The sequence below is a fragment of the Klebsiella pneumoniae subsp. pneumoniae HS11286 genome, assembly GCF_000240185.1.
GTDB classification, from domain to species: Bacteria; Pseudomonadota; Gammaproteobacteria; order Enterobacterales; family Enterobacteriaceae; genus Klebsiella; species Klebsiella pneumoniae.
Genome location: NC_016845.1, coordinates 1138655 through 1164884, shown reverse-complemented (window position 1 = coordinate 1164884; position 26230 = coordinate 1138655). Strand labels below are relative to the sequence as shown.

Annotated in this window: 28 protein-coding genes; 10 read left to right on the top strand and 18 right to left on the bottom strand. The window is 57.3% G+C overall.

Annotated elements, in window-relative coordinates; translation table 11 throughout:
* Positions 1-4 precede the first annotated feature (4 nt).
* The 3 genes from KPHS_11070 to KPHS_11050 all read right to left on the bottom strand — a co-directional run bounded on the left by KPHS_11070 (position 5) and on the right by KPHS_11050 (position 2119).
* Positions 5-475: a 6,7-dimethyl-8-ribityllumazine synthase gene (locus KPHS_11070; RefSeq protein ID YP_005225407.1), complete on the bottom strand. Its 471-nt coding sequence runs from the start codon at positions 473-475 to the stop codon at positions 5-7.
* Between the two features lie 87 nt (positions 476-562).
* Positions 563-1666, bottom strand: coding sequence for a bifunctional diaminohydroxyphosphoribosylaminopyrimidine deaminase/5-amino-6-(5-phosphoribosylamino)uracil reductase (locus tag KPHS_11060; protein YP_005225406.1), 1104 nt, complete (start codon positions 1664-1666; stop codon positions 563-565).
* Between the two features lie 3 nt (positions 1667-1669).
* Positions 1670-2119, bottom strand: coding sequence for a transcriptional regulator NrdR (locus KPHS_11050; protein ID YP_005225405.1), 450 nt, complete (start codon positions 2117-2119; stop codon positions 1670-1672).
* A gap of 147 nt (positions 2120-2266) precedes the next feature.
* Between KPHS_11050 and KPHS_11040 the strand changes: the two genes are divergently transcribed.
* Positions 2267-2806, top strand: coding sequence for a DUF3251 domain-containing protein (locus KPHS_11040; RefSeq protein YP_005225404.1), 540 nt, complete (start codon positions 2267-2269; stop codon positions 2804-2806).
* Positions 2807-3104: 298 nt separating this feature from the next.
* Positions 3105-3989, top strand: a complete 885-nt coding sequence (locus KPHS_11030; protein YP_005225403.1) for a nucleoside channel, receptor of phage T6 and colicin K — start codon at positions 3105-3107, stop codon at positions 3987-3989.
* A 54-nt stretch (positions 3990-4043) separates the two neighbouring features.
* On the opposite strand, the gene KPHS_11020 is transcribed toward KPHS_11030, so the two are convergent.
* The 8 genes from KPHS_11020 to KPHS_10950 form a co-directional block, all read right to left on the bottom strand.
* Positions 4044-4739, bottom strand: a complete 696-nt coding sequence (locus KPHS_11020) for a DeoR family transcriptional regulator (RefSeq protein ID YP_005225402.1) — start codon at positions 4737-4739, stop codon at positions 4044-4046.
* Positions 4740-4762: 23 nt separating this feature from the next.
* Entirely contained in the window at positions 4763-5128 is a 366-nt protein-coding gene (locus KPHS_11010) for a VOC family protein (RefSeq protein ID YP_005225401.1), read from the bottom strand.
* A 136-nt stretch (positions 5129-5264) separates the two neighbouring features.
* Positions 5265-6236 (bottom strand): preprotein translocase subunit SecF, encoded by a 972-nt coding sequence (locus KPHS_11000; protein YP_005225400.1) that lies wholly within the window; start codon positions 6234-6236, stop codon positions 5265-5267.
* A 10-nt stretch (positions 6237-6246) separates the two neighbouring features.
* Entirely contained in the window at positions 6247-8061 is a 1815-nt protein-coding gene (locus tag KPHS_10990) for a preprotein translocase subunit SecD (protein ID YP_005225399.1), read from the bottom strand.
* A gap of 59 nt (positions 8062-8120) precedes the next feature.
* Entirely contained in the window at positions 8121-8453 is a 333-nt protein-coding gene (locus KPHS_10980; RefSeq protein ID YP_005225398.1) for a preprotein translocase auxillary subunit, read from the bottom strand.
* A gap of 22 nt (positions 8454-8475) precedes the next feature.
* Positions 8476-9603, bottom strand: a complete 1128-nt coding sequence (locus KPHS_10970) for a queuine tRNA-ribosyltransferase (RefSeq protein ID YP_005225397.1) — start codon at positions 9601-9603, stop codon at positions 8476-8478.
* A gap of 108 nt (positions 9604-9711) precedes the next feature.
* On the bottom strand, positions 9712-10776 hold the full coding sequence (locus KPHS_10960; RefSeq protein YP_005225396.1) for an S-adenosylmethionine--tRNA ribosyltransferase-isomerase: 1065 nt from the start codon (positions 10774-10776) through the stop codon (positions 9712-9714).
* A 64-nt stretch (positions 10777-10840) separates the two neighbouring features.
* Positions 10841-10957, bottom strand: a complete 117-nt coding sequence (locus KPHS_10950; protein YP_005225395.1) for a hypothetical protein — start codon at positions 10955-10957, stop codon at positions 10841-10843.
* Between the two features lie 74 nt (positions 10958-11031).
* Between KPHS_10950 and KPHS_10940 the strand changes: the two genes are divergently transcribed.
* Both KPHS_10940 and KPHS_10930 read left to right on the top strand, forming a co-directional pair.
* The gene (locus KPHS_10940; RefSeq protein ID YP_005225394.1) at positions 11032-11613 is read left to right on the top strand and encodes a phosphodiesterase; all 582 of its coding nucleotides are present in this window, start codon (positions 11032-11034) and stop codon (positions 11611-11613) included.
* Positions 11614-11740: 127 nt separating this feature from the next.
* Positions 11741-12343 (top strand): putative thiol-alkyl hydroperoxide reductase, encoded by a 603-nt coding sequence (locus KPHS_10930; RefSeq protein YP_005225393.1) that lies wholly within the window; start codon positions 11741-11743, stop codon positions 12341-12343.
* Positions 12344-12466: 123 nt separating this feature from the next.
* Here the strand turns inward: KPHS_10930 and KPHS_10920 are convergent, their stop codons facing one another.
* Positions 12467-12634: a hypothetical protein gene (locus KPHS_10920; protein ID YP_005225392.1), complete on the bottom strand. Its 168-nt coding sequence runs from the start codon at positions 12632-12634 to the stop codon at positions 12467-12469.
* A gap of 55 nt (positions 12635-12689) precedes the next feature.
* Here KPHS_10920 and KPHS_10910 point away from each other — a divergent pair, with 55 nt between their 5' ends.
* The 5 genes from KPHS_10910 (at position 12690) to KPHS_10870 (ending at position 16756) form a co-directional block, all read left to right on the top strand.
* Entirely contained in the window at positions 12690-13133 is a 444-nt protein-coding gene (locus KPHS_10910) for a putative phosphoenolpyruvate-dependent sugar PTS family enzyme IIA component (RefSeq protein ID YP_005225391.1), read from the top strand.
* A 5-nt stretch (positions 13134-13138) separates the two neighbouring features.
* Positions 13139-13426: a putative phosphotransferase system, lactose/cellobiose-specific IIB subunit gene (locus KPHS_10900; protein YP_005225390.1), complete on the top strand. Its 288-nt coding sequence runs from the start codon at positions 13139-13141 to the stop codon at positions 13424-13426.
* Between the two features lie 20 nt (positions 13427-13446).
* Positions 13447-14838 (top strand): putative sugar-specific permease, encoded by a 1392-nt coding sequence (locus KPHS_10890; RefSeq protein YP_005225389.1) that lies wholly within the window; start codon positions 13447-13449, stop codon positions 14836-14838.
* A gap of 65 nt (positions 14839-14903) precedes the next feature.
* On the top strand, positions 14904-15866 hold the full coding sequence (locus tag KPHS_10880; protein YP_005225388.1) for a putative kinase: 963 nt from the start codon (positions 14904-14906) through the stop codon (positions 15864-15866).
* Between the two features lie 35 nt (positions 15867-15901).
* On the top strand, positions 15902-16756 hold the full coding sequence (locus KPHS_10870; protein ID YP_005225387.1) for a putative fructose-1,6-bisphosphate aldolase type II: 855 nt from the start codon (positions 15902-15904) through the stop codon (positions 16754-16756).
* A 58-nt stretch (positions 16757-16814) separates the two neighbouring features.
* Here KPHS_10870 and KPHS_10860 read toward each other — a convergent pair whose 3' ends face one another.
* The 3 genes from KPHS_10860 to KPHS_10840 all read right to left on the bottom strand — a co-directional run bounded on the left by KPHS_10860 (position 16815) and on the right by KPHS_10840 (position 20081).
* The gene (locus tag KPHS_10860; protein ID YP_005225386.1) at positions 16815-18683 is read right to left on the bottom strand and encodes an amidohydrolase; all 1869 of its coding nucleotides are present in this window, start codon (positions 18681-18683) and stop codon (positions 16815-16817) included.
* A gap of 24 nt (positions 18684-18707) precedes the next feature.
* Positions 18708-19253 (bottom strand): putative transport protein, encoded by a 546-nt coding sequence (locus KPHS_10850; RefSeq protein YP_005225385.1) that lies wholly within the window; start codon positions 19251-19253, stop codon positions 18708-18710.
* 186 nt (positions 19254-19439) lie between these two features.
* The gene (locus KPHS_10840) at positions 19440-20081 is read right to left on the bottom strand and encodes a putative cysteine hydrolase (protein ID YP_005225384.1); all 642 of its coding nucleotides are present in this window, start codon (positions 20079-20081) and stop codon (positions 19440-19442) included.
* Positions 20082-20347: 266 nt separating this feature from the next.
* On the opposite strand from KPHS_10840, the gene KPHS_10830 reads away from it, so the two are divergent.
* Complete coding sequence (locus KPHS_10830) at positions 20348-21250, top strand: putative LysR-family transcriptional regulator (protein ID YP_005225383.1); 903 nt, start codon at positions 20348-20350, stop codon at positions 21248-21250.
* Here KPHS_10830 and KPHS_10820 read toward each other — a convergent pair.
* The 3 genes from KPHS_10820 to KPHS_10800 all read right to left on the bottom strand — a co-directional run bounded on the left by KPHS_10820 (position 21247) and on the right by KPHS_10800 (position 25995).
* Positions 21247-23064: a maltodextrin glucosidase gene (locus tag KPHS_10820; RefSeq protein ID YP_005225382.1), complete on the bottom strand. Its 1818-nt coding sequence runs from the start codon at positions 23062-23064 to the stop codon at positions 21247-21249. The genes KPHS_10830 and KPHS_10820 overlap by 4 nt on opposite strands.
* 151 nt (positions 23065-23215) lie before the next feature.
* A complete protein-coding gene (locus KPHS_10810) occupies positions 23216-24589 on the bottom strand; it encodes a proline permease (protein ID YP_005225381.1) in 1374 nt (457 codons plus the stop codon).
* Positions 24590-24675: 86 nt separating this feature from the next.
* Positions 24676-25995: a branched chain amino acid transport system II carrier protein gene (locus KPHS_10800; RefSeq protein YP_005225380.1), complete on the bottom strand. Its 1320-nt coding sequence runs from the start codon at positions 25993-25995 to the stop codon at positions 24676-24678.
* Between the last annotated feature and the right edge of the window lie 235 nt (positions 25996-26230).

Sequence of the window (26230 nt, the reverse complement as noted above, 5' to 3'; positions counted from 1 at the left end):
AAAATCAGGCCTTGATGGCTTTCAATACGTTAATCATTTCCAGCGCGGTCAGCGCAGCTTCTGCACCTTTGTTACCGGCTTTGGTGCCAGCGCGCTCAATGGCTTGTTCAATACTTTCAGTGGTCAGAACACCAAAGGCTACCGGGATTTCGCTGTCCTGAGCGACATGCGCCAGGCCATTGCTGGCACCGCCTGCCACATATTCAAAGTGGGCGGTACCGCCGCGAATCACCGTCCCCAGCGCGATCACCGCGTCATATTTACCGGTTTTCGCCAGTGCGCCAGCCGCCAGCGGCAGCTCATACGCGCCTGGAACCCAAACGACGGTGATGTTTTCATCTTTTACCTGACCAATGCGTTTCAGGGCGTCAATCGCGCCTTCCAGCAGGCTGTCATTGATAAAGTTGTTGAAACGCGCAATGGTGATGGCGACGCGAGCGTCCGGGGTAGCAACGTTAGCTTCAATAATGTTCATACTCTTCCTTCGGGTTCATGTGCCCCGCAAGGGGGGCGGATTTTATCATATTATTCTGAGCGCTGCTTCCTAATAATCAGGAAAGCCTCACGCAGTGGTTAAATGCAGGCAGACATCCGGGCCAACCTGACGTATCTCATTGAATTTAAAATGGGGGGCCTGGCTCAGCTCTTCAAGCCCCGGCAGCGCGCATAATCCACGCGCCGCATTGCCTAACAGTTTAGGCGCAATATAGACGATAAGCTCGTCGACCAGACCCGCCTGCAGCAGCGCCCCGGCAAGCGTAGCCCCTGCCTCAACCCAGACGCTGTTGATCTGCTGTTTGCCGAGCATCATCATCAGCAGCACCAGATCGAGATGGCCGTTATGCTCCGGAACCAGCAGCGTGCGGGCGCTTTCCGGCCACTGCCGTGCATCGGCGCGCAGGCGGGCAAACAGCGTTTCCCCCGCCTGCTGCACAATACGATGCTCAGGCGTGACGCGGTTCTGGCTGTCGATAACGACGCGCAGCGGCTGGCGCAAATTCTCTTCGGGATAAAGCGCCTGGGTATCGGCGCTCAGCTCCTGCCAGCGCACGGTCAGCGCCGGATCGTCCGCCAGCACGGTGGCGCTGCTGGTCAGGATGGCATGGCTCTGGGCGCGCAGACGCTGCACGTCGCGTCGCGCCTGCGGGGAGGTGATCCACTGGCTTTCGCCGCTGGCCATCGCCGTGCGGCCGTCCAGCGAGGCGCCCAGCTTCAGCTGCACCCAGGGAAAACCGGTGCGCATCCGCTTCAGAAAGCCCTTATTCAGCGCTTCCGCTTCGTTCATCATCAGCCCATGGCTGACCTCAATGCCGGCCTGCTGCAGGCGATACAAACCGCGCCCCGCCACCTGCGGGTTCGGATCCTGCATCGCGGCGACCACGCGGCTGACGCCGGCGGCAATCAGCGCATCGCAGCATGGCGGCGTACGGCCATGGTGGCTGCAGGGCTCAAGAGTGACGTAGGCGGTGGCGCCGCGCGCCTTTTCGCCAGCCATGCGCAGGGCGTGCACTTCAGCATGCGGCTCGCCGGCGCGATAGTGAAACCCCTCGCCGACGATCTCGCCGTCTTTCACAATGACGCAGCCGACGTTAGGGTTAGGATGGGTAGTAAAGCGACCGCGCGCGGCAAGCTTCAGCGCACGCGCCATGTACATTTCGTCCTGCATGGCTTAGTCCTGTAAGCGGGCGATCTCTTCGCCGAATTCTTTAATATCTTCGAAGCTGCGATAGACCGACGCGAAGCGAATATAGGCGACTTTATCCAGCTTTTTCAGCTGCTCCATCACCAGGTTGCCGATCATTTTGCTGGCCACTTCGCGCTCGCCGGTGCCGCGCAGATGAGTCTTGATATGGTTGACCGCCATTTCCACGTCGTCGGCGCTAACCGGACGTTTCTCCAGCGCTTTCAGCATCCCGCTGCGCAGCTTGTCTTCGTTGAAGGGTTCGCGCACATCGTTACTCTTCACCACCCGCGGCATCACCAGCTCCGCCACTTCGAAGGTGGTAAAGCGTTCGTTACAGACCAGGCACTGCCGACGGCGACGCACGGAAGAGCCTTCCCCCACCAGACGAGAGTCGATCACTTTGGTATCCACGGCGAAACAGAAAGGGCAATGCATAGCGCGTCCTGACAGGTAGTTAAACTGAAGAGTAGTTTACCGCGAAGTGACCGGACTACAAAGAAAGAGCTTTTGAGACAAAGGATCTATGGGAGATGAGGCCGGGTTGGCTACCATTAAGCATCCTCTGTAAACGGAATCCTGACCATGACAAGACGTTACCTGAAGCTCGCCATCGCGGGCTGCCTGTTCACCCTGACCGCCTGCGCCCAGCAAAGCGAAATCCGCCAGATGCACCAGAGCGTGAGTACGCTGAGCCAGGAGATGACCCAGCTCAACCAGCAAACGATCAAAATCACCCAGCAAAACGCGCTGAACGCCAAATCCACCCGCGGCGTCTATCTGCTGCCGGAGGCCAAGACCCCGGCGCGGCTGGAGAGCCAGATCGGCACCCTGCGCATGTCGGTGGGCAGTATTACCCCGGATGGCGATGGGTCACGCCTGACCTTACGCATTCAGGGCGAATCCAACGATCCGCTGCCGGCCTTTACCGCCACCGTCGCTTCCGGACAGATCACCGGCACCACCCACAGCTATCAGGAAGTCAATGTTCAGGATCAGCTGATTAGCGCGCCGGCCAGCACCCTCGCCCCCAGCGATGTCGATATCCCGTTGCGCCTCAATGTAACGCCAGATAAAGTCGGTTTTATTCGCGTACACGATATCCAGCCCGCCGCCGCCCAGTAAGCCTTCAGCCGGGCCTGCCCCGCCCGGCTACCTCCTGCCCCGTCTTTCTTATCCACTTACAACTTTTCGCAAGAGTTCATTAGAAATCGTTCTGCAGCGCGATTTTCAGTAGCATTTTGTCAAGAAATGCATAGAATCGTGAACGCAATCGATTACGCATGTTCTGGTTATGTGAAACAACACGTATTTTTGTGAGCAATGATTCCTATAATAGACCCCCACAGAAAGACGAAATATTTAGAAACGCTTCGGCACTTCTTTTAACGCCTTCAGGCTCAATTTAAACAGTGGCATTACTATGAAAAAAACATTACTGGCAGCGGGTGCGGTTGTGGCGCTCTCCACTACTTTTGCCGCGGGCGCGGCAGAAAACGACAAACCGCAGTATCTGTCTGACTGGTGGCACCAGAGTGTTAACGTGGTGGGCAGCTACCACACCCGTTTTGGACCGCAGATCCGTAACGATACCTACCTGGAATACGAAGCGTTCGCCAAAAAAGACTGGTTTGATTTCTACGGCTATATTGATGCCCCGGTATTCTTCGGCGGCAACAGCACGGCAAAAGGTATCTGGAACAAAGGTTCCCCGCTGTTTATGGAGATCGAACCGCGTTTCTCTATCGATAAGCTGACCAATACCGACCTGAGCTTCGGGCCTTTCAAAGAATGGTATTTCGCCAACAACTATATCTACGATATGGGCCGCAACGACTCCCAGGAGCAGAGCACCTGGTATATGGGTCTGGGTACCGATATCGATACCGGCCTGCCAATGAGCCTGTCGCTGAACGTCTACGCCAAGTACCAGTGGCAGAACTACGGCGCCTCCAACGAAAACGAATGGGACGGCTATCGCTTCAAAGTGAAATACTTTGTGCCGCTGACCGACCTGTGGGGCGGTTCGCTGAGCTACATCGGCTTCACCAACTTCGACTGGGGTTCTGACCTCGGCGATGACAACTTCTACGATCTGAACGGGAAGCACGCGCGCACCAGCAACTCTATCGCCTCCAGCCACATCCTGGCGCTGAACTACGCGCACTGGCACTACTCTATCGTCGCCCGTTACTTCCATAACGGCGGCCAGTGGGCTGATGATGCGAAGCTGAACTTCGGCGATGGTCCGTTCAGCGTTCGCTCGACCGGCTGGGGTGGTTACTTCGTGGTCGGCTACAACTTCTGATTGCTGATACAGCAAGACAGCGCCCGGGCCGCAGCTCCTGCTGCCCGGGCTTTTTTATTTCTCCCGCACCTCGCACCGGACCTTGCGCAGAAAATCGCTTAACGAGCGGTCGGCGCACTCGCTGAATCGACGTTCGGTCCTTCTGACCTCCAGACAACGGTCGAGGCGAAAATTGCGGTAATCATTGCGCAGTTCGCACCAGGCCACCAACAGCCAGCGTTCGCCCCAGAAAAACAGCCCCAGGGGCAGCACTTCACGCCACGTCACCTGACCGGATTCATCCTGGTAGTGAAGCTGTAATACCTGCTGATTGGATACGGCCTGGTGGATAACGTCAAAATGGGTTTTAGCATAGCGATGCGCGCCAAGGTCAGGGGCAAACAGGCGAGTCTGCTCCGCCTGGCGCCGACGCGCCTCCGGCAGGATCGCCAGCATTTTTTCCTGGGCGGACTCCAGCGACTGCGACAGCGCCTCACCGCCCCAGGTTTTTAGCAGCCGAATCGCAGCGATCATCGCCTCGGATTCTTTGGTGGTCAGCATCAGCGGCGGCAGATCGTAGCCCGCCAGCAGCCGGTAGCCGCTGCCCGCTTCGCCCTCCACCGGTACGCCGGAGAGGGAGAGATCGCGAATATCGCGATAGACAGTACGCTCCGACACGCCCAACCGCTCCGCCAGCAGCGCGGCGGTAGTGAGCCGCCTGCCGCGCAGGATCTGCACAATCTGAAATAAACGGTCGGCGCGTCGGGTCATGTCTCACTTCACAAAAGTTAAGGTTAAGCCGGCTGGTGCAGGCCGACGCGGTTGCCCTCGCTGTCGGTAAACAGGGCGATGGTGCCAATATCATTCGGCAGCGTCAGCGGGCCGAAGACACAGGCCCCACCCGCCGAGGCAACGCGCTCCAGCGTGGCGGCAAGATGATCAGTATGCAGATAAATAATAGCGCCCTGCGCCGAGGGCGCGATACCTTCAAATTTGGCCAGCGCGCCGCCGGGGGCCGGATCCTGATGCGGGAACACCGCCAGCTCGGCGCAGTCCATGGTTTCGCGACGCAGCGACACTTGCATCACCGGCTCATAAAACGCGACGGCGCGATCCATATCGGCGACCGGAATTTCAAACCAGTTAATCACGTTGTTCATACTTCCTCCTGCTCGTTAGTGAGTTCAGAGGCAGTGTATGGGAGGGCTCCTGACAGCATACTGTCAGCAGGTTTTGTCGCGGGCAAAAAAATCCCGGCCGCAAGGGCCGGGATAGCTTTATCTCAACTGAACCGGATTACGGCAGAATAGACGGCTGATCCGCCCCTTCTTTCTCAACCTTCTGCTGGATCAGATGCTCGCGCTTCATGCCCAGCTTCAACGCCAGCGCGGAGGCGACGTAGATAGAGGAAGCCGTACCGATGGAAACACCGATCAGCATGGTCAGCGAGAAGCCTTCCAGAATCGGGCCGCCGAACAGGAACAGCATCAGGATCACCATCAAAGTGGTACCAGAGGTGATCAAGGTACGGTGCAGCGTCTGGGTCAACGACACGTTAAAGATCTCGTACGGCGTACCGCGGCGGATCTTACGGAAGTTTTCACGGATACGGTCCGATACCACGATACTGTCGTTCAGCGAGTAGCCGATAACCGACATCAACGAGGCCACGATGGTCAGGTCGATCTCGATATGGAACAGCGACAGCACGCCCATGGTGATCACCACGTCGTGCGCCAGGGCGATAACCACCCCGGCGGCCAGACGCCATTCGAAGCGGAAGCCGACGTAGATCAGGATACAGACCAGCGCCGCAATCAGCGCCAGGGCGCCGGTTTGCGCGAGGTCCGCCCCGACGCTCGGGCCGACAAACTCAATACGCTTCACTGCCGCATTCTGGCTGGTCGATTCGTTAATCACCGTCACGACCTTGCTGCCCAGCTCCTGGCTGCCGTTGGCGTCATGCACCGGCGGCATACGTACCATGATGTCGCGGCTGCTGCCAAAGTTCTGCACCTGCGGCTCTTCAAAGCCCGCTTTCTGCAGGGAATCGCGCATCTGGTCCAGATCGACCGGTTTCTCAAGGGTAATTTCAATCACCGTACCGCCGGTGAAATCGAGCCCCCAGTTAAACCCGCGAACGCCGATGATGGCGATCGACACAATTAGCAGAAAACCTGAAATGCCGAAGGCCCAGTAGTCCCAGCGCATAAAGTCCCAGACTTTACGGCCGTGGTTCAATTGTTCAACAGTATATTCCTGTGCCACAACGCACTCCTCAGATAGACAGCTTTTTAACGCGCTTGCCGCCGTACAGCAGGTTCACGATGGCACGGGTGCCGACGATAGCGGTAAACATTGAGGTCGCGATACCGATACCGGTGGTAATCGCAAACCCTTTAATGGCACCGGTACCGACCGCGTACAGGATGATCACTTTGATAAGCGTCGTCACGTTGGCGTCGAAGATCGAGCTGAACGCGCCGCGATAACCTTCGTCAATCGCCTGCTGAACGGTACGCCCGTTGCTCAGCTCTTCTTTGATACGCTCGTTGATCAGAACGTTAGCATCGACCGCCACCGCAAGGGTTAACACGATACCCGCGATGCCCGGCATGGTCAGCGTCGCCCCCGGGATCAGGGACATAATGCCGACAATCAGTATCAGGTTGGCAATCAGCGCCGAGGTCGCAATCAGGCCGAACTTCTTATAGAAGAGGATCATGAACAGGATAGAGACCACCAGACCGGCCAGACAGGCTTCCAGACCCTGCTTGATGTTCTGCATTCCCAGGGTTGGGCCGATAGTCCGCTCTTCGACGATCTGAATCGGCGCAATCAGCGCGCCGGCACGCAGCAGCAGCGACAGCTGACGCGCTTCGTTCGGATTGCTGATACCGGTGATACGGAAGCTGTTACCCAGACGCGACTGGATGTTGGCGATGTTAATCACCTCTTCCTCTTTCGCCAGGATAGCGCGACCGTTAGCGTCTTTCTTACCGCTGTCTTTATACTCCACGAACAGGGTCGCCATCGGCTTGCCGATGTTGTCCTTAGTGAAGTTAGACATGATGTTACCGCCCGCGCTGTCCAGCGAGATGTTAACCTGCGGCTGGTTGTACTCATCCATGCTGGAGGTCGAGTCGGTGATATGGTCCCCGGTCAGGATCACCCGCTTGTACAGCACTACCGGCTGGCCTTCACGCGTCTGCTTCACTTCCGAGTCGCCCGGCACGCGGCCAGAGGCGGCGGCGGACTGGTCCACGTTAGTATTGACCAGACGGAACTCGAGGGTCGCGGTCGCGCCAAGGATTTCCTTCGCACGCGCGGTATCCTGGATACCCGGCAGCTCAACCACGATGCGGTCAGCGCCCTGACGCTGAACCAGCGGCTCGGCGACGCCCAGCTGGTTCACACGGTTACGCAGGATATTAATGTTCTGCTGAACCGCGTACTCACGGGCTTCTTTCAGGCGCTCATCGGTCATCACCGCTTTCAGGCTGTTGTCACCCTGAGAGGAAATAACCAGATCGCGATGGCGAGGGCTGAGATAAGAGATAGCCTGGTCGCGCGCCGCGCTGTCGCGGAAGACGATGCTCAGACCGTAGTTGTCTTCTTTACGCACGGTCGCGTAAGGAATGCCTTTGTCGCGCAGCTCGCTGCGCAGGCTATCGATGTTCTGTTCCTGCAGTTTGCCTAACGCGGTGTCCATGTCGACTTCCATCAGGAAGTGCACGCCGCCGCGCAGATCAAGACCCAGCTTCATCGGCTCGGCATAGAGCGCCGCCAGCCAGCGTGGGGTTGCCGGAGCAAGGTTCAGCGCCACGACGTATTTGTCACCCAGCACGTTAAGCAGCGCTTCGCGCGCGCGCAGCTGGGTATCAGTGGTGTCGAAGCGCGCAAGAATAGCGCCCTCTTCCAGTGCCACAGACTTCGCGGTTATTTTTTCTTCTTGTAAAGTTTTCTGGACCTGGATCAGCGTTTGCTCACTGGCGGCGACGCCGCGCGCGCCAGTGATTTGAACAGCCGGATCCTCACCATACAGGTTGGGAAGCGCATAGATCAGGCCGACGACAATGACGACGACCAGCATGACGTACTTCCACAAAGGATAACGGTTTAACACGGCAGTTCCCTTTGGGAAAAGTTAGATTACAGCGCCTTCATGGTGCCTTTCGGCAGAACGGCAGCAACGAAGTCACGTTTGATAACCACTTCAGTGGTATCGTTCAGCGCGATAGCAATGTAGCCAGTTTCCGCTACTTTGGTCACGCGACCGACCAGACCGCCGTTGGTCAGCACTTCATCACCTTTGGCGATGGAGTTCATCAGGTTCTTATGTTCCTTGGTGCGCTTCTGCTGTGGACGTAGGATCATGAAGTAAAAAATCAGACCGAACACCACCAGCATCAGAATCAGAGACATCGGGCTGCCCTGCGCCGGTGCACCCGTTGCCGCTACCGCATCAGAAATAAAAAAGCTCATTGAAATTCCCTCATTATTAAAATTAATCAACGTTCAAAGGAGGCACGGTGCGCCCCTGACGTTGGTAAAAATCGGTCACGAAGCTCTCTAATTTACCCTCTTCGATAGCCTTGCGTAAACCAGCCATTAAACGCTGATAGTAGCGCAGGTTATGAATGGTATTGAGACGCGCGCCCAATATTTCGTTGCAACGGTCGAGGTGATGCAAGTAAGCGCGTGAATAATTGCGACATGTATAGCAATCACACTCGGCGTCCAGCGGCGCGGTATCGCTTTTGTGCTTCGCGTTGCGGATTTTCACCACGCCGTCGGTGACGAACAGGTGGCCGTTACGCGCGTTGCGCGTCGGCATGACGCAGTCGAACATATCGATACCGCGACGTACCCCTTCCACCAGATCTTCCGGCTTCCCGACGCCCATCAGGTATCGTGGTTTATCGGCCGGGATCTGCGGGCAGACGTGCTCCAGAATACGGTGCATGTCTTCCTTCGGCTCACCAACCGCCAAACCGCCGACAGCGTAGCCATCAAAGCCAATCTCTACCAGACCTTTCACCGAGATATCGCGTAAATCTTCGTAAACGCTACCCTGAATAATGCCGAACAGCGCATTTTTATTGCCAAGGCTATCGAAACGGTCGCGGCTGCGCTTCGCCCAGCGCAGAGACATCTCCATTGAGCGCTTGGCGTAATCCCAGTCCGCCGGGTACGGCGTACATTCGTCGAAGATCATCACGATGTCAGAGCCGAGATCGTACTGAATCTCCATCGATTTTTCCGGATCGAGGAAAATCGGATCGCCGTTGATCGGATTGCGGAAGTGGACGCCCTGCTCGGTGATCTTACGGATATCGCCAAGGCTGAACACCTGGAAACCGCCGGAGTCGGTCAGGATCGGTCCTTTCCACTGCATAAAATCGTGCAGATCGCCGTGCAGCTTCATGATCTCCTGACCCGGGCGCAGCCACAGGTGGAAGGTGTTGCCGAGAATAATCTGCGCGCCGGTGGCTTCCACCTCTTCCGGCGTCATCCCTTTGACGGTGCCGTAGGTGCCAACGGGCATAAAGGCCGGTGTTTCCACCACGCCGCGCTCAAACACCAGGCGACCGCGGCGGGCGCGACCGTCGGTGGTATCCAGTTCAAATTTCATGCTTGCTCCTGCGTCAGAAAAACAGTCCGACGTTTTCATACTCGCCACGGAATGATTCCGTAGCTAAAAAATGCGTTATGGCGTCTACAAGCCGGCGTACCGGCCTTTTCAGGGACGCTCAGAAATAGCCTGCGGATTGTACGTGATAAACATCGCATCCCCGTAGCTAAAAAAGCGATATTTCTGCTCAACCGCCACCTTATAGGCGTTCATGGTGTGCTGATAACCCGCAAACGCCGACACCAGCATAATCAGTGTGGATTCAGGGAGATGGAAGTTAGTCACCAGCGCATCGATCACCTGGTACTGATAACCCGGGTAGATGAAAATCTGCGTATCGTCGAAGAACGGCGCGATCAGCGCGTCTTTCGCCGCCTGCGCCGCGCTCTCCAGCGAACGTACCGAGGTGGTGCCCACCGCTATCACGCGGTTGCCGCGCGCTTTCGCCGCCAGCACCGCATCGACCACCTCCTGCGGCACTTCGGCATATTCGGAGTGCATGGTGTGCTCTTCAATGCTGTCGACGCGCACCGGCTGGAAGGTGCCCGCCCCCACATGCAGGGTGACAAACGCCATCTCAACGCCTTTGGCGCGCAGTTTGTCCAGCAGCGGTTCGTCGAAATGCAAACCGGCGGTCGGGGCGGCTACCGCGCCCGGCCTGGTGCCATAGACGGTTTGATAGAGCTCGCGGTCGGCGTCTTCGTCCGGGCGGTCAATATAGGGCGGCAGCGGCATATGGCCGATCCCGTTAAGGATCTCCAGCACCGGGCGCTCGTCGTTAAACTCCACTTCAAACAGCGCGCCGTGGCGCGCCAGCATCGTGGCCTTAATGCTCTCGTCATCGCCCAGCAGCAGCTCGGCGCCCGGCTTCGGCGCTTTTGAGGCGCGAATATGGGCCAGGATGCGCTTATCATCCAGCATCCGCTCCACCAGCACTTCAATCTTGCCGCCGCTGGCCTTGCGGCCGAACAGACGCGCCGGGATCACCCGGGTGTTGTTAAACACCAGCAGATCGCCGGGATTGAGCTTATCGAGGATGTCGGTGAAGGTGCCATGCGTCAGCGCGCCCGTCGGCCCGTCCAGGGAGAGCAAGCGACAGCTACTGCGCTCAGGCATCGGATAGTGGGCGATCAGAGATTCGGGTAGTTCAAAAGCAAAATCGGTAACGCGCATGACGGTAACTCAGACTGAATAAAGAGGCGGGTAGTCTAGTGCCGGGGCGGTCTGGCTGCAACCTTTACCCCTCCGGATGAATGACATAATCTATATTCCAAATCATTCCGAATGCCGCCATGCGGCAACCGAATGCCTTACCGGTGGCAAAGGTGCCGCGCGCGGCAAGACAGCATGCCATTCGGCCACCGAGGCGGCGTTCAGCGCAACATCGGTGTTTCCACCTGCCCGCTCGTATTTAAAGGATGTCGTTTTATGAATTTTCTCGCCCACCTGCACCTGGCCCATCTCGCCGACAGTTCGCTGCCCGGCAACCTGATGGCCGACTTCGTGCGCGGCAACCCGCAGGGCGACTATCCGGCGGAGATCATCGACGGCATCTATATGCATCGCCGGATTGACGTGATGACTGACAACCTGGCGGAAGTCAAAGAGGCGCGGGAGTGGTTTCGCCCGCAGACCCGCCGCGTCGCCCCCATCACCCTCGACGTCATGTGGGATCATTTCCTGTCCCAGCACTGGACGCAGCTCTCCCCTGACCTGCCGCTGGACGAGTTCGTACGCTACGCCGAGCGGCAGATCGTCCCCATCCTGCCCGACTCGCCGCCCCGCTTCGTCAATCTCAATCAATATCTGTGGTCGGAGCGCTGGCTGGAGCGCTATCGGGAAATGGATTTTATTCAGCGCGTGCTGAACGGCATGGCCAGCCGCCGTCCACGTCTCGAGGCGCTACGCGACTCCTGGCAGGATCTGGATACCCATTACGACCGTCTGGAGACGCAGTTCTGGCGCTTTTATCCGCAGATGATGCGCCAGGCAGAAAACAAACAGCTGTAATAGCCACGTCATTGATAGGTAAAAACTGGCTGAACGATTGTTAGCGCCTCTTTGTGTTATTGCCGGGCAGGCTCTATACTTGCCCGCGTTGCGTTCCAAATAACCTTAGTAATTACAGGAGAATCAAATGGTTCTGGTCACTCGTCAAGCGCCGGATTTTACTGCAGCCGCTGTGCTGGGTAATGGTGAGATCGTTGAGAAATTCAATTTCAAACAGCACACCAACGGTAAACCTACCGTTCTGTTCTTCTGGCCGATGGACTTCACCTTCGTGTGCCCGTCTGAGCTGATCGCGTTCGACAAACGTTACGAAGAATTCCAGAAACGCGGCGTGGAAGTGGTTGGCGTTTCCTTCGACTCCGAGTTCGTGCACAACGCATGGCGTAACACCCCGGTAGACCAGGGCGGTATCGGCCCGGTTAAATACGCGATGGTTGCTGACATCAAACGTGAAATCCAGAAAGCTTACGGTATTGAGCATCCGGACGAAGGCGTAGCGCTGCGCGGCTCCTTCCTGATCGACGCCAACGGCATCGTTCGTCATCAGGTGGTTAACGACCTGCCGCTGGGCCGTAACATCGACGAAATGCTGCGTATGGTAGACGCCCTGCAGTTCCACGAAGAGCACGGCGAAGTCTGCCCGGCGCAGTGGGAAAAAGGAAAAGAAGGTATGGCCGCCTCTCCGGAAGGCGTTGCAAAATACCTGACCGAAAACGTTTCCAGCCTGTAATCGGCACGCGTTTTAATAAAAGGCTCGCTCAGGCGGGCCTTTTTTGTTAGCGGCGTCAAAATTTAAGAAAATGACCCGCCGATATTTGTGACCAGAGATAAACTTCTGGCGAAAAAATTCGCTTTACCTCTCACTTTTTCTCTGGCAAATTTCAGCGTCAAAATACAAAGCCTTCATAACAGACTGAAAAACATATAAATTATTTATATCGTTTTCTGCCGGTACTTTGCCGTCGATGTGATCCCCATCAATATTTAAAACCGCGGATGTGATCTCATCCATCATTTTCATCAATGTATTTGGTCATGATTTAACTCAGGAACAGGAATACGTTCAGGAGCTGAGGATGGAAATTATTTTTGACCCGTCGTTAATCGCCCTTAAGCAGAATATTTCCCGTGCGGAAGAGGCCATCGAACTGGCGGGTTCATTACTTGCCAGGCGCCAGATTTGCAGCGCCGAATATGTCAACGAGATGCTGACGGTATATGAAGATTTTGGCGCCGCCATCGTGATAGATGACGGGATTGCCATGCCGCATGCCCGGCCGGAAAAAGGGGCATTACAGACCGGGTTCTCACTTGTCACCACCGCCACGCCAATCTCCTTCGGCCACGATGAGTTCGATCCGGTTTCCGTGGTCATCGCGATCGCCGGCGCCGATGCTGACAGTCATATCAAAATGATCCAACTGATAGCCTCGCTGATCGAGTCAGATATTGTGACCTTTCTTCAGCAGGAAAATGACGTTAATTCAGTCTTACATTTCATTCAAAAACAAATGGAGTAGTCATTATGTTAGTTATCAGAACGGTTTGTGGTAACGGTATTGGCAGCTCATTGATGGCTGCGAATAATGTGAAAAAGATTTGTGACGAATTAGGCATCAAAGCGGACGTCGCCTCGGTCGATTTTGCTAACGCCGTCGGGGAAAAAGCCGACCTTTACGTCACGATCAAAGAACTGGCAAATCAATTTCCGGCCCACTGTCATGTCGCCATCATTCGCAGCTACGTCCATAAAGCGAAGATCGCCGAGGATATTACCGACGCGCTGATGAAAATTGCTGCGACTCACTCTTAATCAGCATAGAGGGAACGACCATGCAGGCTATTCTTAGTTTCTTAACGGAAATATTCAGTCAACCCGCCTTTTTAATGGGGCTTATCGCCTTTGTTGGTTTAGTGGCGCTGCGCTCCCCCGGTAACAAACTGCTTACCGGCACATTAAAGCCGATTTTAGGCTATTTGATGTTGAGCGCTGGGGCAGGCGTTATCGTTGCCAATCTCAATCCGCTGGGCGGTATTATCGAGGCCGGATTTAATATCCGCGGCGTTATTCCGAACAATGAAGCCATTGTCTCCGTCGCCCAGAAAATGCTGGGCGTGGAAACCATGAGTATTTTACTGTTAGGCTTTATTTTCAATCTGATTATCGCCCGCTGTACCAAGTATAAATATATCTTTCTGACCGGCCATCATTCGTTCTTTCTCGCCTGCCTGTTCTCCGCCGTTCTGCAGGCGGCGGAGTTCCAGGGCTGGATGTTGATCCTGATCGGTGGATTCCTGTTGGGCTCATGGTCGGCCATCTCCCCGGCCATCGGTCAGCGTTACACCAGGCAGGTAACCGAAGACGGCGGGATCGCCATGGGCCATTTCGGCTCTCTCGGCTACTACCTCTCGGCATGGATCGCCAGCCGGACCGGCAATCCGGCAAATTCCTTCGCCGATACCGAAATTTCAGAAAAGTGGGGCTTTCTGCGCGATACCACGGTCACCACCGGTATCGTGATGTTTGTTATCTACTTTGTCTGCAGCGCTGTCGCCGGGTCGGCGTACCTGAGCACCATCACCGACCAAAACATGCTGATCTTCTCGGTGCTGACCGGTCTGCAGTTCGCCGTTGGCGTAGCCATTGTCTATAACGGCGTGCGGCTGATCCTCGGCGATCTGGTGCCGGCGTTCCAGGGCATCAGCCAGAAGCTGATCCCGGATTCCATCCCGGCCGTTGACTGCGCGGTGTTCTTCACCTTTAGCCCCACCGCGGTGGTAGTGGGATTCATCAGTTCCTTTGTGGGCGGGCTGGTCGGGATGCTCTTGCTCGGCGGGCTGGGCATGGCGCTGATTATTCCCGGCATGGTGCCGCACTTCTTCTGCGGCGGCACGTCCGGCGTCTTCGCCGACAAACTGGGCGGTAAGCGCGGATGTATCATCGCCTCCTTTATCGGCGGGATCTTCCTGGCCTTCCTGCCGGCGATGCTGCTGCCGGCGCTCGGCAACCTCGGGTTTGAAAACAGCACCTTCGCCGATTTCGACTTCGCGGTATGGGGCATCATTATCGGGAATGCGTTCACCCAGTTTGGTCAGATCACTATCTATCTGATTTGTCTGGCGCTGCTCGTCGCGCTGCTGGCGCCTTTCTGCTTCCGTCACGTCCAGGTGGTGGGCAACACGCTCAGCTATGAGGAGCTTACGGCGAAGCAGAAAAATGAATAAGCGAGGTCATTTTTCCCGGCGGGAGGGCCACGCTTTCCGCCGCTGACAAATAATCAGGAGTGGTTATGGCTATTTTGTCCATTGGATTTGCTTGTTTCGATCAGTTTTTCTTTCTCAATGAATGGCCCCAGGAGAATACCAAAAACTTTTGTCATGATTTTATTGAAAGCGGCGGCGGTCCGGCGGCCAATGCGGCCTGGCTGCTGGGATTATGGGGCGAGGAGGTTTATTACATTGGTCATCTGCAGCAGGACCTTTACGGTCAGCGCATTATCGATGAGTTTGCCGAGGCGGGGGTGGATACCAGCCAGGTGGTTTTCTCCGATGACATGATCACCCCGCTGGCCTCGGTGCTGGTCAATCGCTTAACGGGTTCGCGGACGATTATTACCCGCAAGATGCAAACGCCGCCTTCCCTGACCTACGAGCAAAAGCTCAAACTGGACGACCTCGCCGAGCGACTGATTGCCAGCGAGGAGCCGGTTACCATTTTAATTGACGGCCATGAGGCGGAAATCAGTGAATATTTAATTAAGAAACTGCCCAACGCCAGGGTCGTGATGGACGGCGGGTCACTGCGCGCCAGCAATATTAAACTGGCGGCCTGGACTGACTATTTTGTAGTGAGCGAACATTTCGCCCGCGATTATATGAGCTATCGCTCGCTGAGCACCGAAGCAGAAATTAAAGCGGCCCTGATTGAGTTGAATAAAATTTGCCGCGGTGAAGCATTTATTACCCTTGGCGAAAAAGGCTGCGCTTTTTTAAAAAGCGGTATGCTGCAGATCGTCCCGTCCTGGCTGTGCAATGCCGTTGATACCACCGGCGCCGGGGATGTATTTCACGGCGCCTTCACCTATGGCGTCCATTACTCATGGCATATCGATAACATTATTTTATTTGCCAGCCTGACCGCCGCCATTTCTATTGAGAAAAAAGGGGTTCGGGAATCGATGCCTGACCTGGCGGTCGTCCACCACTCGTTAAATAGCTACGAGAGAAACTTAACGCAATATTTTGAAGAATAACTGCATTTAATAAATATCAAGAGGTGAATATGTTAGTGTCGATGAAGGACATGCTTCAGCATGCCCTGCGGGACGGCTACGCCGTCGGTCAGTTCAACATTAATAATCTGGAATGGGTCGGCGCCGTATTAAGCACCGCCCAGCAGTGCCGCTCACCGGTTATTTTGGGGGTGTCCGGCGGCACGGTTAAGCATATGCTCGGGTTAAAATGTATTCATGACATTGTGGTTAACGCCATGGAGTATTTGCATATTGATGTTCCGGTGGCGCTGCATCTGGATCATGGCACCTCCCGGGAGGCCTGCGAAGCGGCGATCGCCGCCGGCTTCAGTTCCATTATGTTTGATGGCTCGCATCTGCCGTTCAGGGAAAACCTGGCCATTACCCGCCACCTGGTGACGCTGGCCCACAGCAAAGGTATCTCTGTGGAGGCCGAACTGGGGACCATCGCCGGCAGTGAAGACGGCATTGTCAATTCCGAAGTCATCTACGCCGATCCCCAGGAGTGCTACACCCTGGTGACAGAAACCCAGGTGGATTGCCTCGCCGCCGCGCTGGGCTCCACCCATGGTCTGTATAAAGGTAAAGCCCGACTGGGATTTACCGAGATGAAAGCCATTGCCGAGCAGGTGAAGGTTCCGCTGGTGCTGCATGGCGGCACCGGTATTGCCGATGAGGATATGCGCCGGGCGATTGCCTGCGGCACCGCCAAGATTAACGTTAATACCGAAAATATGTACGCCTGGTGCCAACAGGTGAAAGCAATTTTCGCCGCCGACACCGGACACGATGTGAACGATCCGCGGAAAGTCATCGCCCAGGGACTGCAGCCGGTACGCGAGATGATTGCCCGCCGCATGGCGCTCTTTGGCTCAGAGCAGCGCTATTGACACCGGGCCTGCGGCTGAAACCACCGCCCCGACGCTGCCGGGGCGGTGGCGTCAGGTATCAAAAGGCAAAGCAGGAACAGCCCAGCACGCCCCAGAAGGCCTGCTCGTCAGAGACCGGAATCGACGACTTACGCGCAATATCATGCTGATGGCCGTGGACGCCACAGCTACCGCAGCACTGGTGCATCTGCACCATGGCGCCGATTTTAGCCGTCGCCGGCGGAGCGGAACGGTAATGGCCCGGGACCTTCACCACCGGCGACCACTCCGGCAGCACCGGAATAGGCGGCGGCGCCAGCGGCGAGAAGTGACCGGCGGCGTACACCACTTTGCCGTCAACCACCGTCAGCACCGACTCAATGCCTTTGATCTCCTCTTCCGCGACGCTGAAGTAGTCTTTCGACAGCACCACCAGATCGGCAAGCTGACCGGCGGCCAGACGGCCTTTCTTGCCCTGCTCGCTGGAGAACCAGGCGCTGCCCGCCGTCCACAGCTCCAGCGCGACATCGCGCGGCAGGCGGTTGGCGTCGTCATACATCGCCATCCCGCCAACGGTGCGCCCGGAGACCAGCCAGTACAGCGCGGTCCACGGGTTATAGCTGGCGACGCGGGTCGCATCGGTGCCCAGCCCCACCGGCACGTCCAGCGCCAGCATCTTTGCTACCGGCGGGGTATGTTTCACCGCCTCTTTGCCGTAGCGATCGACAAAATATTCGCCCTGGAAGGCCATCCGATGCTGCACCGCAATACCGCCCCCCAGCGCCTTCACCCGCTCAATGTTACGCTCGGTAATGGTCTCGGCATGATCGAAGAACCAGTGCAGGCCATTAAACGGGATATCGCGGTTCACCTTCTCAAACACGTCCAGCATCCGGCTGATGGACTCATCGTAGGTGGCATGCAGGCGGAACGGCCAGCGATGCTCCACCAGATGGCGTACCACCCGCTCCAGCTCATCCTCCATGCCTTGCGGCAGATCCGGCCGCGGCTGCAGGAAATCTTCAAAATCCGCCGCCGAAAATACCAGCATCTCGCCGGCGCCGTTGGCGCGATAGAAGTCAGTCCCCTGCCCCGGCTTCAGCATGTCGGTCCAGCGTTCGAAATCCTCCAGCTCCTGCTTCGGCCGCTGAGTAAACAGGTTGTAGGCGATGCGCACGGTCATCTGATCTTTCGCGTGCAGCTGTTCGATAATTTCGTAATCTTCCGGATAGTTCTGGAAGCCGCCGCCGGCGTCTATGGCGCTGGTCAGCCCCAGTCGGTTCAGCTCGCGCATAAATTGACGGGTGGAGTTCACCTGCAGATCCAGCGGCAGCTTCGGCCCCTTGGCCAGCGTAGCGTAAAGGATCATGGCGTTCGGTTTGGCGATCAGCATCCCGGTCGGGTTGCCGTGGCTATCGCGGACGATCTCGCCGCCCGCCGGATCCGGCGTCTCTTTGGTATATCCCACGGCTTTCAGCGCCGCACGGTTCAACAGCGCGCGATCGTAGAGATGGAGCACAAACACCGGCGTATCAGGCGCCGCCTCGTTCAGCTCTTCCAGGGTCGGCATCCGCCGCTCGGCGAACTGAAATTCGCTCCAGCCGCCGACCACCCGCACCCACTGCGGGGACGGCGTGCGATCCGCCTGATCCTTCAGCATTCGCAGGGCATCCGCCAGCGAGGGGACGCCCTCCCAGCGGAGCTCAAGGTTGTAGTTCAACCCACCGCGGATCAGGTGCAGGTGAGAATCGTTGAGGCCCGGGATCACCGTATGCCCTTTGAGATCGACGATTTGCGTCCCCTCGGCGGCAAAGCTCATGATCCGATCGTGACTTCCGGTGGCAACAATTTTTCCGTCGGCGATGGCCACGGCTTCCGCCAGGGGATTCGCACGATCGAGGGTATGAATCTGACCGTGGGTCAGAATCAGTGTGGCAGTTTGCGACATAACGCACTCCTTGAGGAGGCTGACTCAGTTTTTCTTCAACCAGCCAGCAAACAGGCGGGTCACGATGGGCATCCAGAACCAGACCACCAGCGCAACCACGCAGGCATCATTGATGAGGTGCAGCAGCAGGCTCCCCTTAAGCGACGGCAGCAGCATGCCGGTCACCGCAGGCACCAGGTTGGTGCTGGGGAAAATCACCAGCAGGGTGATCAGAAACTGTTTCCAGCGCCGCGGCTGGCGTACGTTCACCGTCGGCGGGGTAAACCAGAAGGCCGGTTCAGTCCGCACCTCAGTCCGATCGCCTTCCGTCAGCAGTGGGGCAATCTCAGCCACCAGTTGCCGACGGGTTTCCGACTGCGTCCAGGCGTAGAGGTGCTCCAGGGTATCGAAGCGGATTATGACGCTCCACAGATTCTGCCCTGCGGCGGGCCGGATCACATTCGCCCCAAGATGGCCGGGAAATTCTGCCGCAATGGGCATAATTTTACCGAGCCACTCTTCGTAGCGCTGGCTGTGTTGCGGATCGAGCAGATGGCTGATAACCAGGGTCACCGATTTTTGCTGCGCCATGACGAGTTCCTTGCTTCAGGGAAATGGCCGGTTTTCTCCTGCCACTCTCCATAAATGATCTGACACAACATCCTTCATGCTGCGTTGAAGCGGCAGGCGGGCACGTCCCCGTGAACTTGAATAAATTCAGTAGCTGGGGACGGACAAACGCAGCCAACAACGCAGCAGCCTGAAGGATGGAGTGATTTACGCTTTACGCTCCGGCGCGCCATGCACCATGGTATAAGCGTAATCGACGCCCATCCCGTAGGCGCCGCTGTGTTCGCGCACCAGGTCCATTACCGCATCGTAGGTCGCTTTGCGCGACCAGTCGCGCTGGTACTCCAGCAGCACCTGCTGCCAGGTCACCGGCACCGCCCCCGCCTGCACCATCCGGTCAATAGACCGCTCATGGGCGTCGACAGAGGTGCCGCCGGAGGTATCCGTCACTACATAGACCTCGTAGCCCGCCTCCAGCGCCATCAACGCCGGGAAGGTCAGGCAGACTTCGGTCCACAGAGCGGAGATCACCAGCTTTTTACGGCCGGTCGCTTTCACCGCTGCCACAAACGCATCGTCTTCCCAGGAGTTCATGGAGGTACGTTCAATCGGCTTGACGTCAGGATGCACGGCCAATAATTCCGGCCAGATATAGCCGCTAAAGCTTTTGGTCTCTACGGAGGTATAAATCACCGGTACATTAAAAATTTTGCCCGCTTTTGCCAGCGCCACGGTGTTATTTTTCAGGGTCTGGCGATCGATATTCGCCACGCCAAAGGACATTTGCGGCTGATGGTCAATAAAGATAAGCGCGGAATTAGTGGGATCGAGCAGTTCACGAATAGACATTAAATACCTTCTTAATCAATTAGTTAAAAAGATGACATGATGATTAATGCGTCGTGTGGATCCTGACTGATAAAGCATGGTGAGTATAGCCAGTTATTTCTAACAAGTTATTAAGGATTTTTTATGGTTTATATTTTTTGCCGCGACCAGGATTTATTCACGCCTGTTTTAATCAAATTTTTACGCCAAACTGTTCTGATTTATTCACTGGCTTTGATTATTGCGCTTAGGTACAACAGAGAAAACAAATTAATGGATAGCTTCATATGCGCGTAAACTTTGATGTTTTGATGATCCTTGATGCCCTTGACCGCCACGGATCCTTCGCCACCGCCGCGGAGTCGCTGTATAAAACCCCCGCCGCTCTGAGCTATATGATCCAGAAACTGGAGAGCGATCTGAACATCGTGCTGTTGGATCGTTCCGGCCATCGGGCAAAATTTACCGATACCGGGCGGCTGATGCTGGAGAAGGGGCGACAGCTTTTAAGTGCCGCCAGAGATCTGGAAAAGCAGGCCCAGCAGCTGAGCGCGGGCTGGGAGCGAGAGCTAGCCATCGCCCTTGACGCCTCATTTCCCTTTTCGGCCCTGCTGCCGCTGATCGCCGAGTTTTACGCGCAAAACCCACAGACGCGACTGAACTTCAGCCATCACACCCTCGCCGGTTCGTGGGAAGAGCTGACCCATCATGGGGCGGATATTATCCTCGGCGCCATCAATGAGCCGCCCACATCCGCGGAGTGGTCATGGCAAACCCTCGGCGCGTTGGATAACATCTTCGTCGTCGCCCCCCATCACCCGCTGGCTCAGGCGAAGGAGCCACTGGCCAATAAACAGCTCAGCCAGCATCGGGCCATCGTGATCCGCGACAGCGCCCGCTATTGCCATCCGCTCAACAGCAATCTCCTCGACGAGCAGCCGCAAATCGGCGTCGATGATTTCGCCAGTAAAGTCGAACTATTGTGCGCCGGGCTGGGCTGCGGCTTTCTGCCGCGCCATATCGCTCGCCCGTGGCTGGTAAAAGGCAGTCTGGTGGAGAAAAGCGTCGCCTGCTGGCGGGAAAAGGATATTACCTATATGGCCTGGCGCAGCGGGAATGATGGGCTGGCTCAGCGCTGGTGGCGGGAGGCGCTCCTCCGCGGCGACCTGCTGAGCCAGCTCTACCATTAACGGCCGGACCAGACGTTGGCGGAGATGGCCGGGAGGGTCAGCACCCCGTCCTGGAAGGCGCCGGCGCCCTCCTGCAGCGTCCACCCGGCCACGTTCAGCAGCGGGGAATCTTCGATAACCACCTCGCAGGCTTCCCCGCGGTTAATCACCACCAGCACCCGCTGCTGTTTGTAGACGCGGACAAACACCACCACGTTATCCTCGGCGTAAATCACCTGACAGCCGCCGTAGCGCAGCGCCTGGTGGGCCTTACGCAGTTTCGCCATCCGCTGATACAACGCCAGCAGCTGGGTATCCTGCAGCGCCGGATCCCACGGGAACGGTTTGCGGCAGAACGGATCGTTATTGCCATCCACGCCCACCTCGTCGCCATAGTAGATGCACGGTACCCCCGGCCAGCTGAACAGCCACACCACCGCCAGCGGCAGGCGCGCTACGTCTTTGCCAAGAAGAGATTTAAAACGCGCCGTATCATGGCTGTCGAGCTGGTTGAACATCCGCAGCTGCTGCTGATGCGACAGCCCGGCGCGATAATTATCCATCCACGCCATACAGGTCTGGGCGTCTATTTTCTGCGGATCGTAAGAGATATCGGTATTGGCGAGGAATCCCCAGATCGGGAAGGTGAAGCCACGATAGTTCATCGCCGCGTCTTCGGCATCCGCCTGCAGCCACTGGCGCGCGTCGCCAAAATGTTCGCCAAAGACAAAAGCTTCCGGCTGCGCTTGCTTCGCTGCCTGGGTAATGCCGGCGATATGCTGCAGGTTATTCCGCGCCCCGCCGCCTTCGCCCAGCATATGCACCACGTCAAGACGCCAGCCGTCCATGCTCCATGGCGCCTTCAGCCAGTGGCGTACGATACTGTCTTCACCGGCATAGATCTCGTTGACCAGGCTGGTCGACCGATAGTCGAGCTTCGGCAGACTGGCATAGCCCAGCCAGTTGTGCGCCTGCCCCTCCTCTGAGAAGGTAAACCAGTCGCGCCACGGGGAGTCCGGATCGTGGCCGGCGCCGCCGCTGCCCTGCTGGTGACGGTCGAACCAGGGATGGGAATCGCCGGTATGGTTGAACACGCCGTCGAGGATCATGCGCATTCCCGCCCGCTGGGTGTTGTGGCGCAGCCGGAGCAGCGCCGCGTCGCCGCCAAACTGCGGATCGACGCGCCGATAATCCTCGGTATCGTATTTATGCACGCTGGGGGCGGCGAAAACCGGATTCAGATACAGAGCGGTTACGCCGAGCTGCTTCAGGTAGGGAAGTTTTTCGCTGATGCCGTCGAGATCCCCGCCGTAGAACGTCGACCCGCCCGCCTCGCCGGTAAGCGGGTCGTCCCACGCCTTGCGCACAATCTCCCGTCCCGCCGCGTGATGGTAATAGACCGCATCCTGGTCGGCGTCACGCGCGGCGCTGCGGGCAAAGCGATCGGGGAAAATTTGATAGAACACCTGATCGGCCACCCACTGCGGGCCGGCGTCCGGCAGGTCAATGGCGAACTGCTCCAGTCGGGCCGGCGGGAATCGGGTGAAGCCTTGTGGCGTAAACCAGCGCTGATGGTCGGCCCACAGCAGCTTAAAGCTGTAGCGGCGGCGCGGCTGGCCGCTGGCGAGAGAGATTTCGCCGCGCCATGCCACCACGCCTGGCTGCGGCGCCTGGCGGAGCCGCTGCATCGGCAGCGACAGCTCTTCGTTATCCTCTTCCGCGCGCAGCGTGATCCGCTGCGGCAGCGACTCACCGCTTAACCACAGAGTAATAAACAGTCGGTCCTGTTGCACCTTGATAAAGGGTGCAACCGGAAGGTGCCATGCCTTCAACATCGTGAATCCTCATTGTGCAGAATGGGCACACCTTGCCATAGCCGCCGGGCGCAGAACTCATCATCTCAGAACTTTTTGGGGGAGGATAACGGGGGAGGACGCGGGACCGCAAGCCGCCCCGGCCGCGCGATGCTGACCGGGGCGATGTCGATTACTGAGCCTGCGCCAGGCGGCGCTCACGGCGGGTCTTAAAGACCCAGCCGAGCAGCAACAGCGCAATCCACGCCATACCGACGTACAGCGAGATGCGGGTGTCCGGATGATAGCCGATAAGGGCGATAATAAAGGCCAGGAACAGCAGGCCGATCACCGTGGTCACCACCCCGCCAGGGACTTTGAATTTCAGCGCCTTAACCTCTTCGGGCGACAGACGGCGGCGGAAGGCTATCTGTGACAGCAGGATCATAATCCACACCCACACCGTGGCGAAGGTGGCCAGGGAGGCGATCACCAGGAAAACGTTCTCCGGCATGATGTAATTTAGGTATACCGCAAACAGCAGCGCAATGGTCATCACCATCACCGTCACCCACGGAATACCGCGACGCGACGTTTTAGCGAACACCTTCGGCGCGCTGCCCTGCTCAGCCATGCCGTGCAGCATACGGCCCACGCCGAACACGTCGGAGTTAATCGCCGACAGCGAAGCCGTCAGGACCACGAAGTTAAGAATACTGGCCGCGAAGGTAATGCCCAGATGCTGGAAGGTCAGGACGAAGGGGCTGCCGTCGGTTCCCACCTGATTCCACGGGTAGATGGACATAATGACGAACAGCGTGCCGACGTAGAACACCAGAATGCGCATCGGCACCGAGTTGATTGCGCGCGGAATGGATTTCTCCGGGTCCTTCGCCTCACCGGCGGTAATGCCGATGATTTCGATGCCGCCGTAAGCGAACATCACCATCTGCAGCGACATAACCATTCCCAGCCAGCCGTTGCTGAAGAAGCCGCCGTTGCTCCACAGGTTATGAATCCCCGTCGGCTGGCCGCCGTTGCCGATCCCCCAGATAATGATGCCGAACCCGGCGAGGATCATGATGATAATGGTGGCCACTTTGAAGAACGAGAACCAGAACTCCAGCTCGCCAAACACCTTGACGCTCATCAGGTTGACGGCGCAGATGATCAGCACCACGCTGAGCACCCAGATCCAGTGCGGCACCGTCGGGAACCAGACGCCCATGTAGATGCCGAAGGCGGTAACGTCGGCGATGGCGACGATCAGGATTTCAAAGCAGTAGGTCCAGCCGGTGATATAGCCCGCCAGTCCGCCGAGGTTTTCCTGGGCATAGCGGGAGAATGAGCTGGCGGCAGGGTTATGCACCGACATCTCACCGAGCGCCCGCATAATGATATATGCCGCGACGCCGCCGATAATGTAGGCCAACAGTACGCTGGGTCCGGCCATTTTAATGGCGTCGGCCGAGCCGTAAAAAAGCCCGGTGCCGATGGCGGAACCCAGGGCCATAAAGCGAATGTGCCGGGTGCTTAGCCCGCGCTTAAGCTTGTTACTACTTTCCATCGTGGTTTTTCAATGCCGTTTAACACAAAAAATAAAAAACCACGGAACCCGAAGTCCCGTGGTTAAACGCTTGTCCTCACCGCCGGTTAATGCGCGCTGGAAGTCACCTGACGTCCGACTGCGCGATCCCAGATCACCGCGAGAATGGTCATCACGGCGGTGGGCATCAGCCAGGCCAGGCCCTGCTCCGCCAGCGGCAGACGCGCGGTCCAGTCCGGCAGAATCGCGGCAAATGCCGATGACTTAATCCCGTCAATGATACCAAACATCAGGCTGATAAACATGGCCGGCGCGATAACGCGGGACGAATTATGCCACCAACTGCGGGTAAAGCTTAATACAACCAGTGCGATACACGGCGGATAGATAGCGGTCAGCACCGGAATCGATACCTGGATCAGATGGCTAAGGCCCAAATTGGAGACCGCCATGGAGAACAGGCCGAGAACAAAGACCAGCGTGCGATAGGAGAACGGCAGATACTGGGCAAAGAACTCAGCGCAGGCGCAGGTCAGGCCCACCGCCGTCACCAGGCAAGCGATGAAGATCAGCGCCGCCAGCAGGAAACTGCCCGCCCCGCCGAAGGTGTGCTGCACGTAGGCATGGAGGATCGCCGCGCCGTTGGCGGACTGATCCACGAGAGTAGCGCTGTCAGAGCCCAGACGGAACAGCGCCAGATACAGCAGGGTCAGGCCGACGCCCGCCATCAGACCAGCCCAGACGGTATAGCGGGTCAACAGACGCGCTTCGCTGACGCCGCGTGAGCGAGCGGCATTAACAATCACGATGCCGAACACCATCGCGCCGAGGGTATCCATGGTCAGGTAGCCGTTGACGAAGCCATTGGAGAATGGCGCCGTACGATACGCTTCCAGCGCGTCGCTGATCGGGCCCGCTGGCCAGATGATGGCGGCGACCGCCAGCACAATCAGGGCGATAATTTTCAGCGGCGCAAGGAAATTGCCCACGGTGTCCAGCAGTTTGCCCGGATAGAGGGAGACCAGAATCACCAGCGCGAAGTAAATAACGCTGTAGATCAGCAGCGGCAGCGGGCCGTCGCCGGTCAGCGGCGCAATACCGACCTCAAAGGAGACGGTCGCGGTACGCGGCGTCGCGAACAGCGGTCCTACCGCGAGATAGCACACCACCGCCAGCAGGATACCGGCCACTTTACCAATCGGGGTGCTCAGGCTTTCAACGCCGCCGCCGACTTTCGCCAGCGCCACCACCGTCAGCACCGGCAGACCCACCGCAGTGATCAGGAAGCCGATCGCCGCCGTCCAGACGTGCTCGCCCGCCTGTAAACCAACCATCGGAGGGAAAATAATGTTGCCTGCGCCAACGAACAACGCGAAGGTCATAAAGCCCAACGCTATGATGTCGCGAGATTTTAACTGATGGGTCATAAATTCATTACTGCCTGTGGATGTGGTGTTGTAAAAAAATGGAAAAATACCGCGCTCCCCTCTCAGGGACGATACAGCGGCCATTGCCGGTAAACTCAGCGAGATATGCTCCCGAAGCGGCGTGGGAAAGAATTGTTTTTGGTATTACCACGCAAAAGCAGTCTGTCATCGACTGCGCAGGCGCAATTTAAACGCTTATAACGTTTTAAAGCAAGGCACGATCGCAAAAGCAGAT

Coding starts and splice junctions, on each gene's coding strand:
- KPHS_10980 (YP_005225398.1), bottom strand. CDS start 8,453: ATGAGCTTTTTTATTTCTGATGCGGTAGCGGCAACGGGTGCACCGGCG.
- KPHS_11020 (YP_005225402.1), bottom strand. CDS start 4,739: ATGACCCGACGCGCCGACCGTTTATTTCAGATTGTGCAGATCCTGCGC.
- KPHS_10910 (YP_005225391.1), top strand. CDS start 12,690: ATGGAAATTATTTTTGACCCGTCGTTAATCGCCCTTAAGCAGAATATT.
- KPHS_10970 (YP_005225397.1), bottom strand. CDS start 9,603: ATGAAATTTGAACTGGATACCACCGACGGTCGCGCCCGCCGCGGTCGC.
- KPHS_10950 (YP_005225395.1), bottom strand. CDS start 10,957: ATGGCATGCTGTCTTGCCGCGCGCGGCACCTTTGCCACCGGTAAGGCA.
- KPHS_10920 (YP_005225392.1), bottom strand. CDS start 12,634: ATGAAAATGATGGATGAGATCACATCCGCGGTTTTAAATATTGATGGG.
- KPHS_10810 (YP_005225381.1), bottom strand. CDS start 24,589: ATGGAAAGTAGTAACAAGCTTAAGCGCGGGCTAAGCACCCGGCACATT.
- KPHS_10800 (YP_005225380.1), bottom strand. CDS start 25,995: ATGACCCATCAGTTAAAATCTCGCGACATCATAGCGTTGGGCTTTATG.
- KPHS_10990 (YP_005225399.1), bottom strand. CDS start 8,061: ATGCTGGTCGTCGTCATTGTCGTCGGCCTGATCTATGCGCTTCCCAAC.
- KPHS_10940 (YP_005225394.1), top strand. CDS start 11,032: ATGAATTTTCTCGCCCACCTGCACCTGGCCCATCTCGCCGACAGTTCG.
- KPHS_11040 (YP_005225404.1), top strand. CDS start 2,267: ATGACAAGACGTTACCTGAAGCTCGCCATCGCGGGCTGCCTGTTCACC.
- KPHS_10960 (YP_005225396.1), bottom strand. CDS start 10,776: ATGCGCGTTACCGATTTTGCTTTTGAACTACCCGAATCTCTGATCGCC.
- KPHS_10880 (YP_005225388.1), top strand. CDS start 14,904: ATGGCTATTTTGTCCATTGGATTTGCTTGTTTCGATCAGTTTTTCTTT.
- KPHS_10850 (YP_005225385.1), bottom strand. CDS start 19,253: ATGGCGCAGCAAAAATCGGTGACCCTGGTTATCAGCCATCTGCTCGAT.
- KPHS_10830 (YP_005225383.1), top strand. CDS start 20,348: ATGCGCGTAAACTTTGATGTTTTGATGATCCTTGATGCCCTTGACCGC.
- KPHS_11050 (YP_005225405.1), bottom strand. CDS start 2,119: ATGCATTGCCCTTTCTGTTTCGCCGTGGATACCAAAGTGATCGACTCT.
- KPHS_10840 (YP_005225384.1), bottom strand. CDS start 20,081: ATGTCTATTCGTGAACTGCTCGATCCCACTAATTCCGCGCTTATCTTT.
- KPHS_10890 (YP_005225389.1), top strand. CDS start 13,447: ATGCAGGCTATTCTTAGTTTCTTAACGGAAATATTCAGTCAACCCGCC.
- KPHS_11070 (YP_005225407.1), bottom strand. CDS start 475: ATGAACATTATTGAAGCTAACGTTGCTACCCCGGACGCTCGCGTCGCC.
- KPHS_10930 (YP_005225393.1), top strand. CDS start 11,741: ATGGTTCTGGTCACTCGTCAAGCGCCGGATTTTACTGCAGCCGCTGTG.
- KPHS_10900 (YP_005225390.1), top strand. CDS start 13,139: ATGTTAGTTATCAGAACGGTTTGTGGTAACGGTATTGGCAGCTCATTG.
- KPHS_11030 (YP_005225403.1), top strand. CDS start 3,105: ATGAAAAAAACATTACTGGCAGCGGGTGCGGTTGTGGCGCTCTCCACT.
- KPHS_10820 (YP_005225382.1), bottom strand. CDS start 23,064: ATGTTGAAGGCATGGCACCTTCCGGTTGCACCCTTTATCAAGGTGCAA.
- KPHS_10860 (YP_005225386.1), bottom strand. CDS start 18,683: ATGTCGCAAACTGCCACACTGATTCTGACCCACGGTCAGATTCATACC.
- KPHS_11060 (YP_005225406.1), bottom strand. CDS start 1,666: ATGCAGGACGAAATGTACATGGCGCGTGCGCTGAAGCTTGCCGCGCGC.
- KPHS_11010 (YP_005225401.1), bottom strand. CDS start 5,128: ATGAACAACGTGATTAACTGGTTTGAAATTCCGGTCGCCGATATGGAT.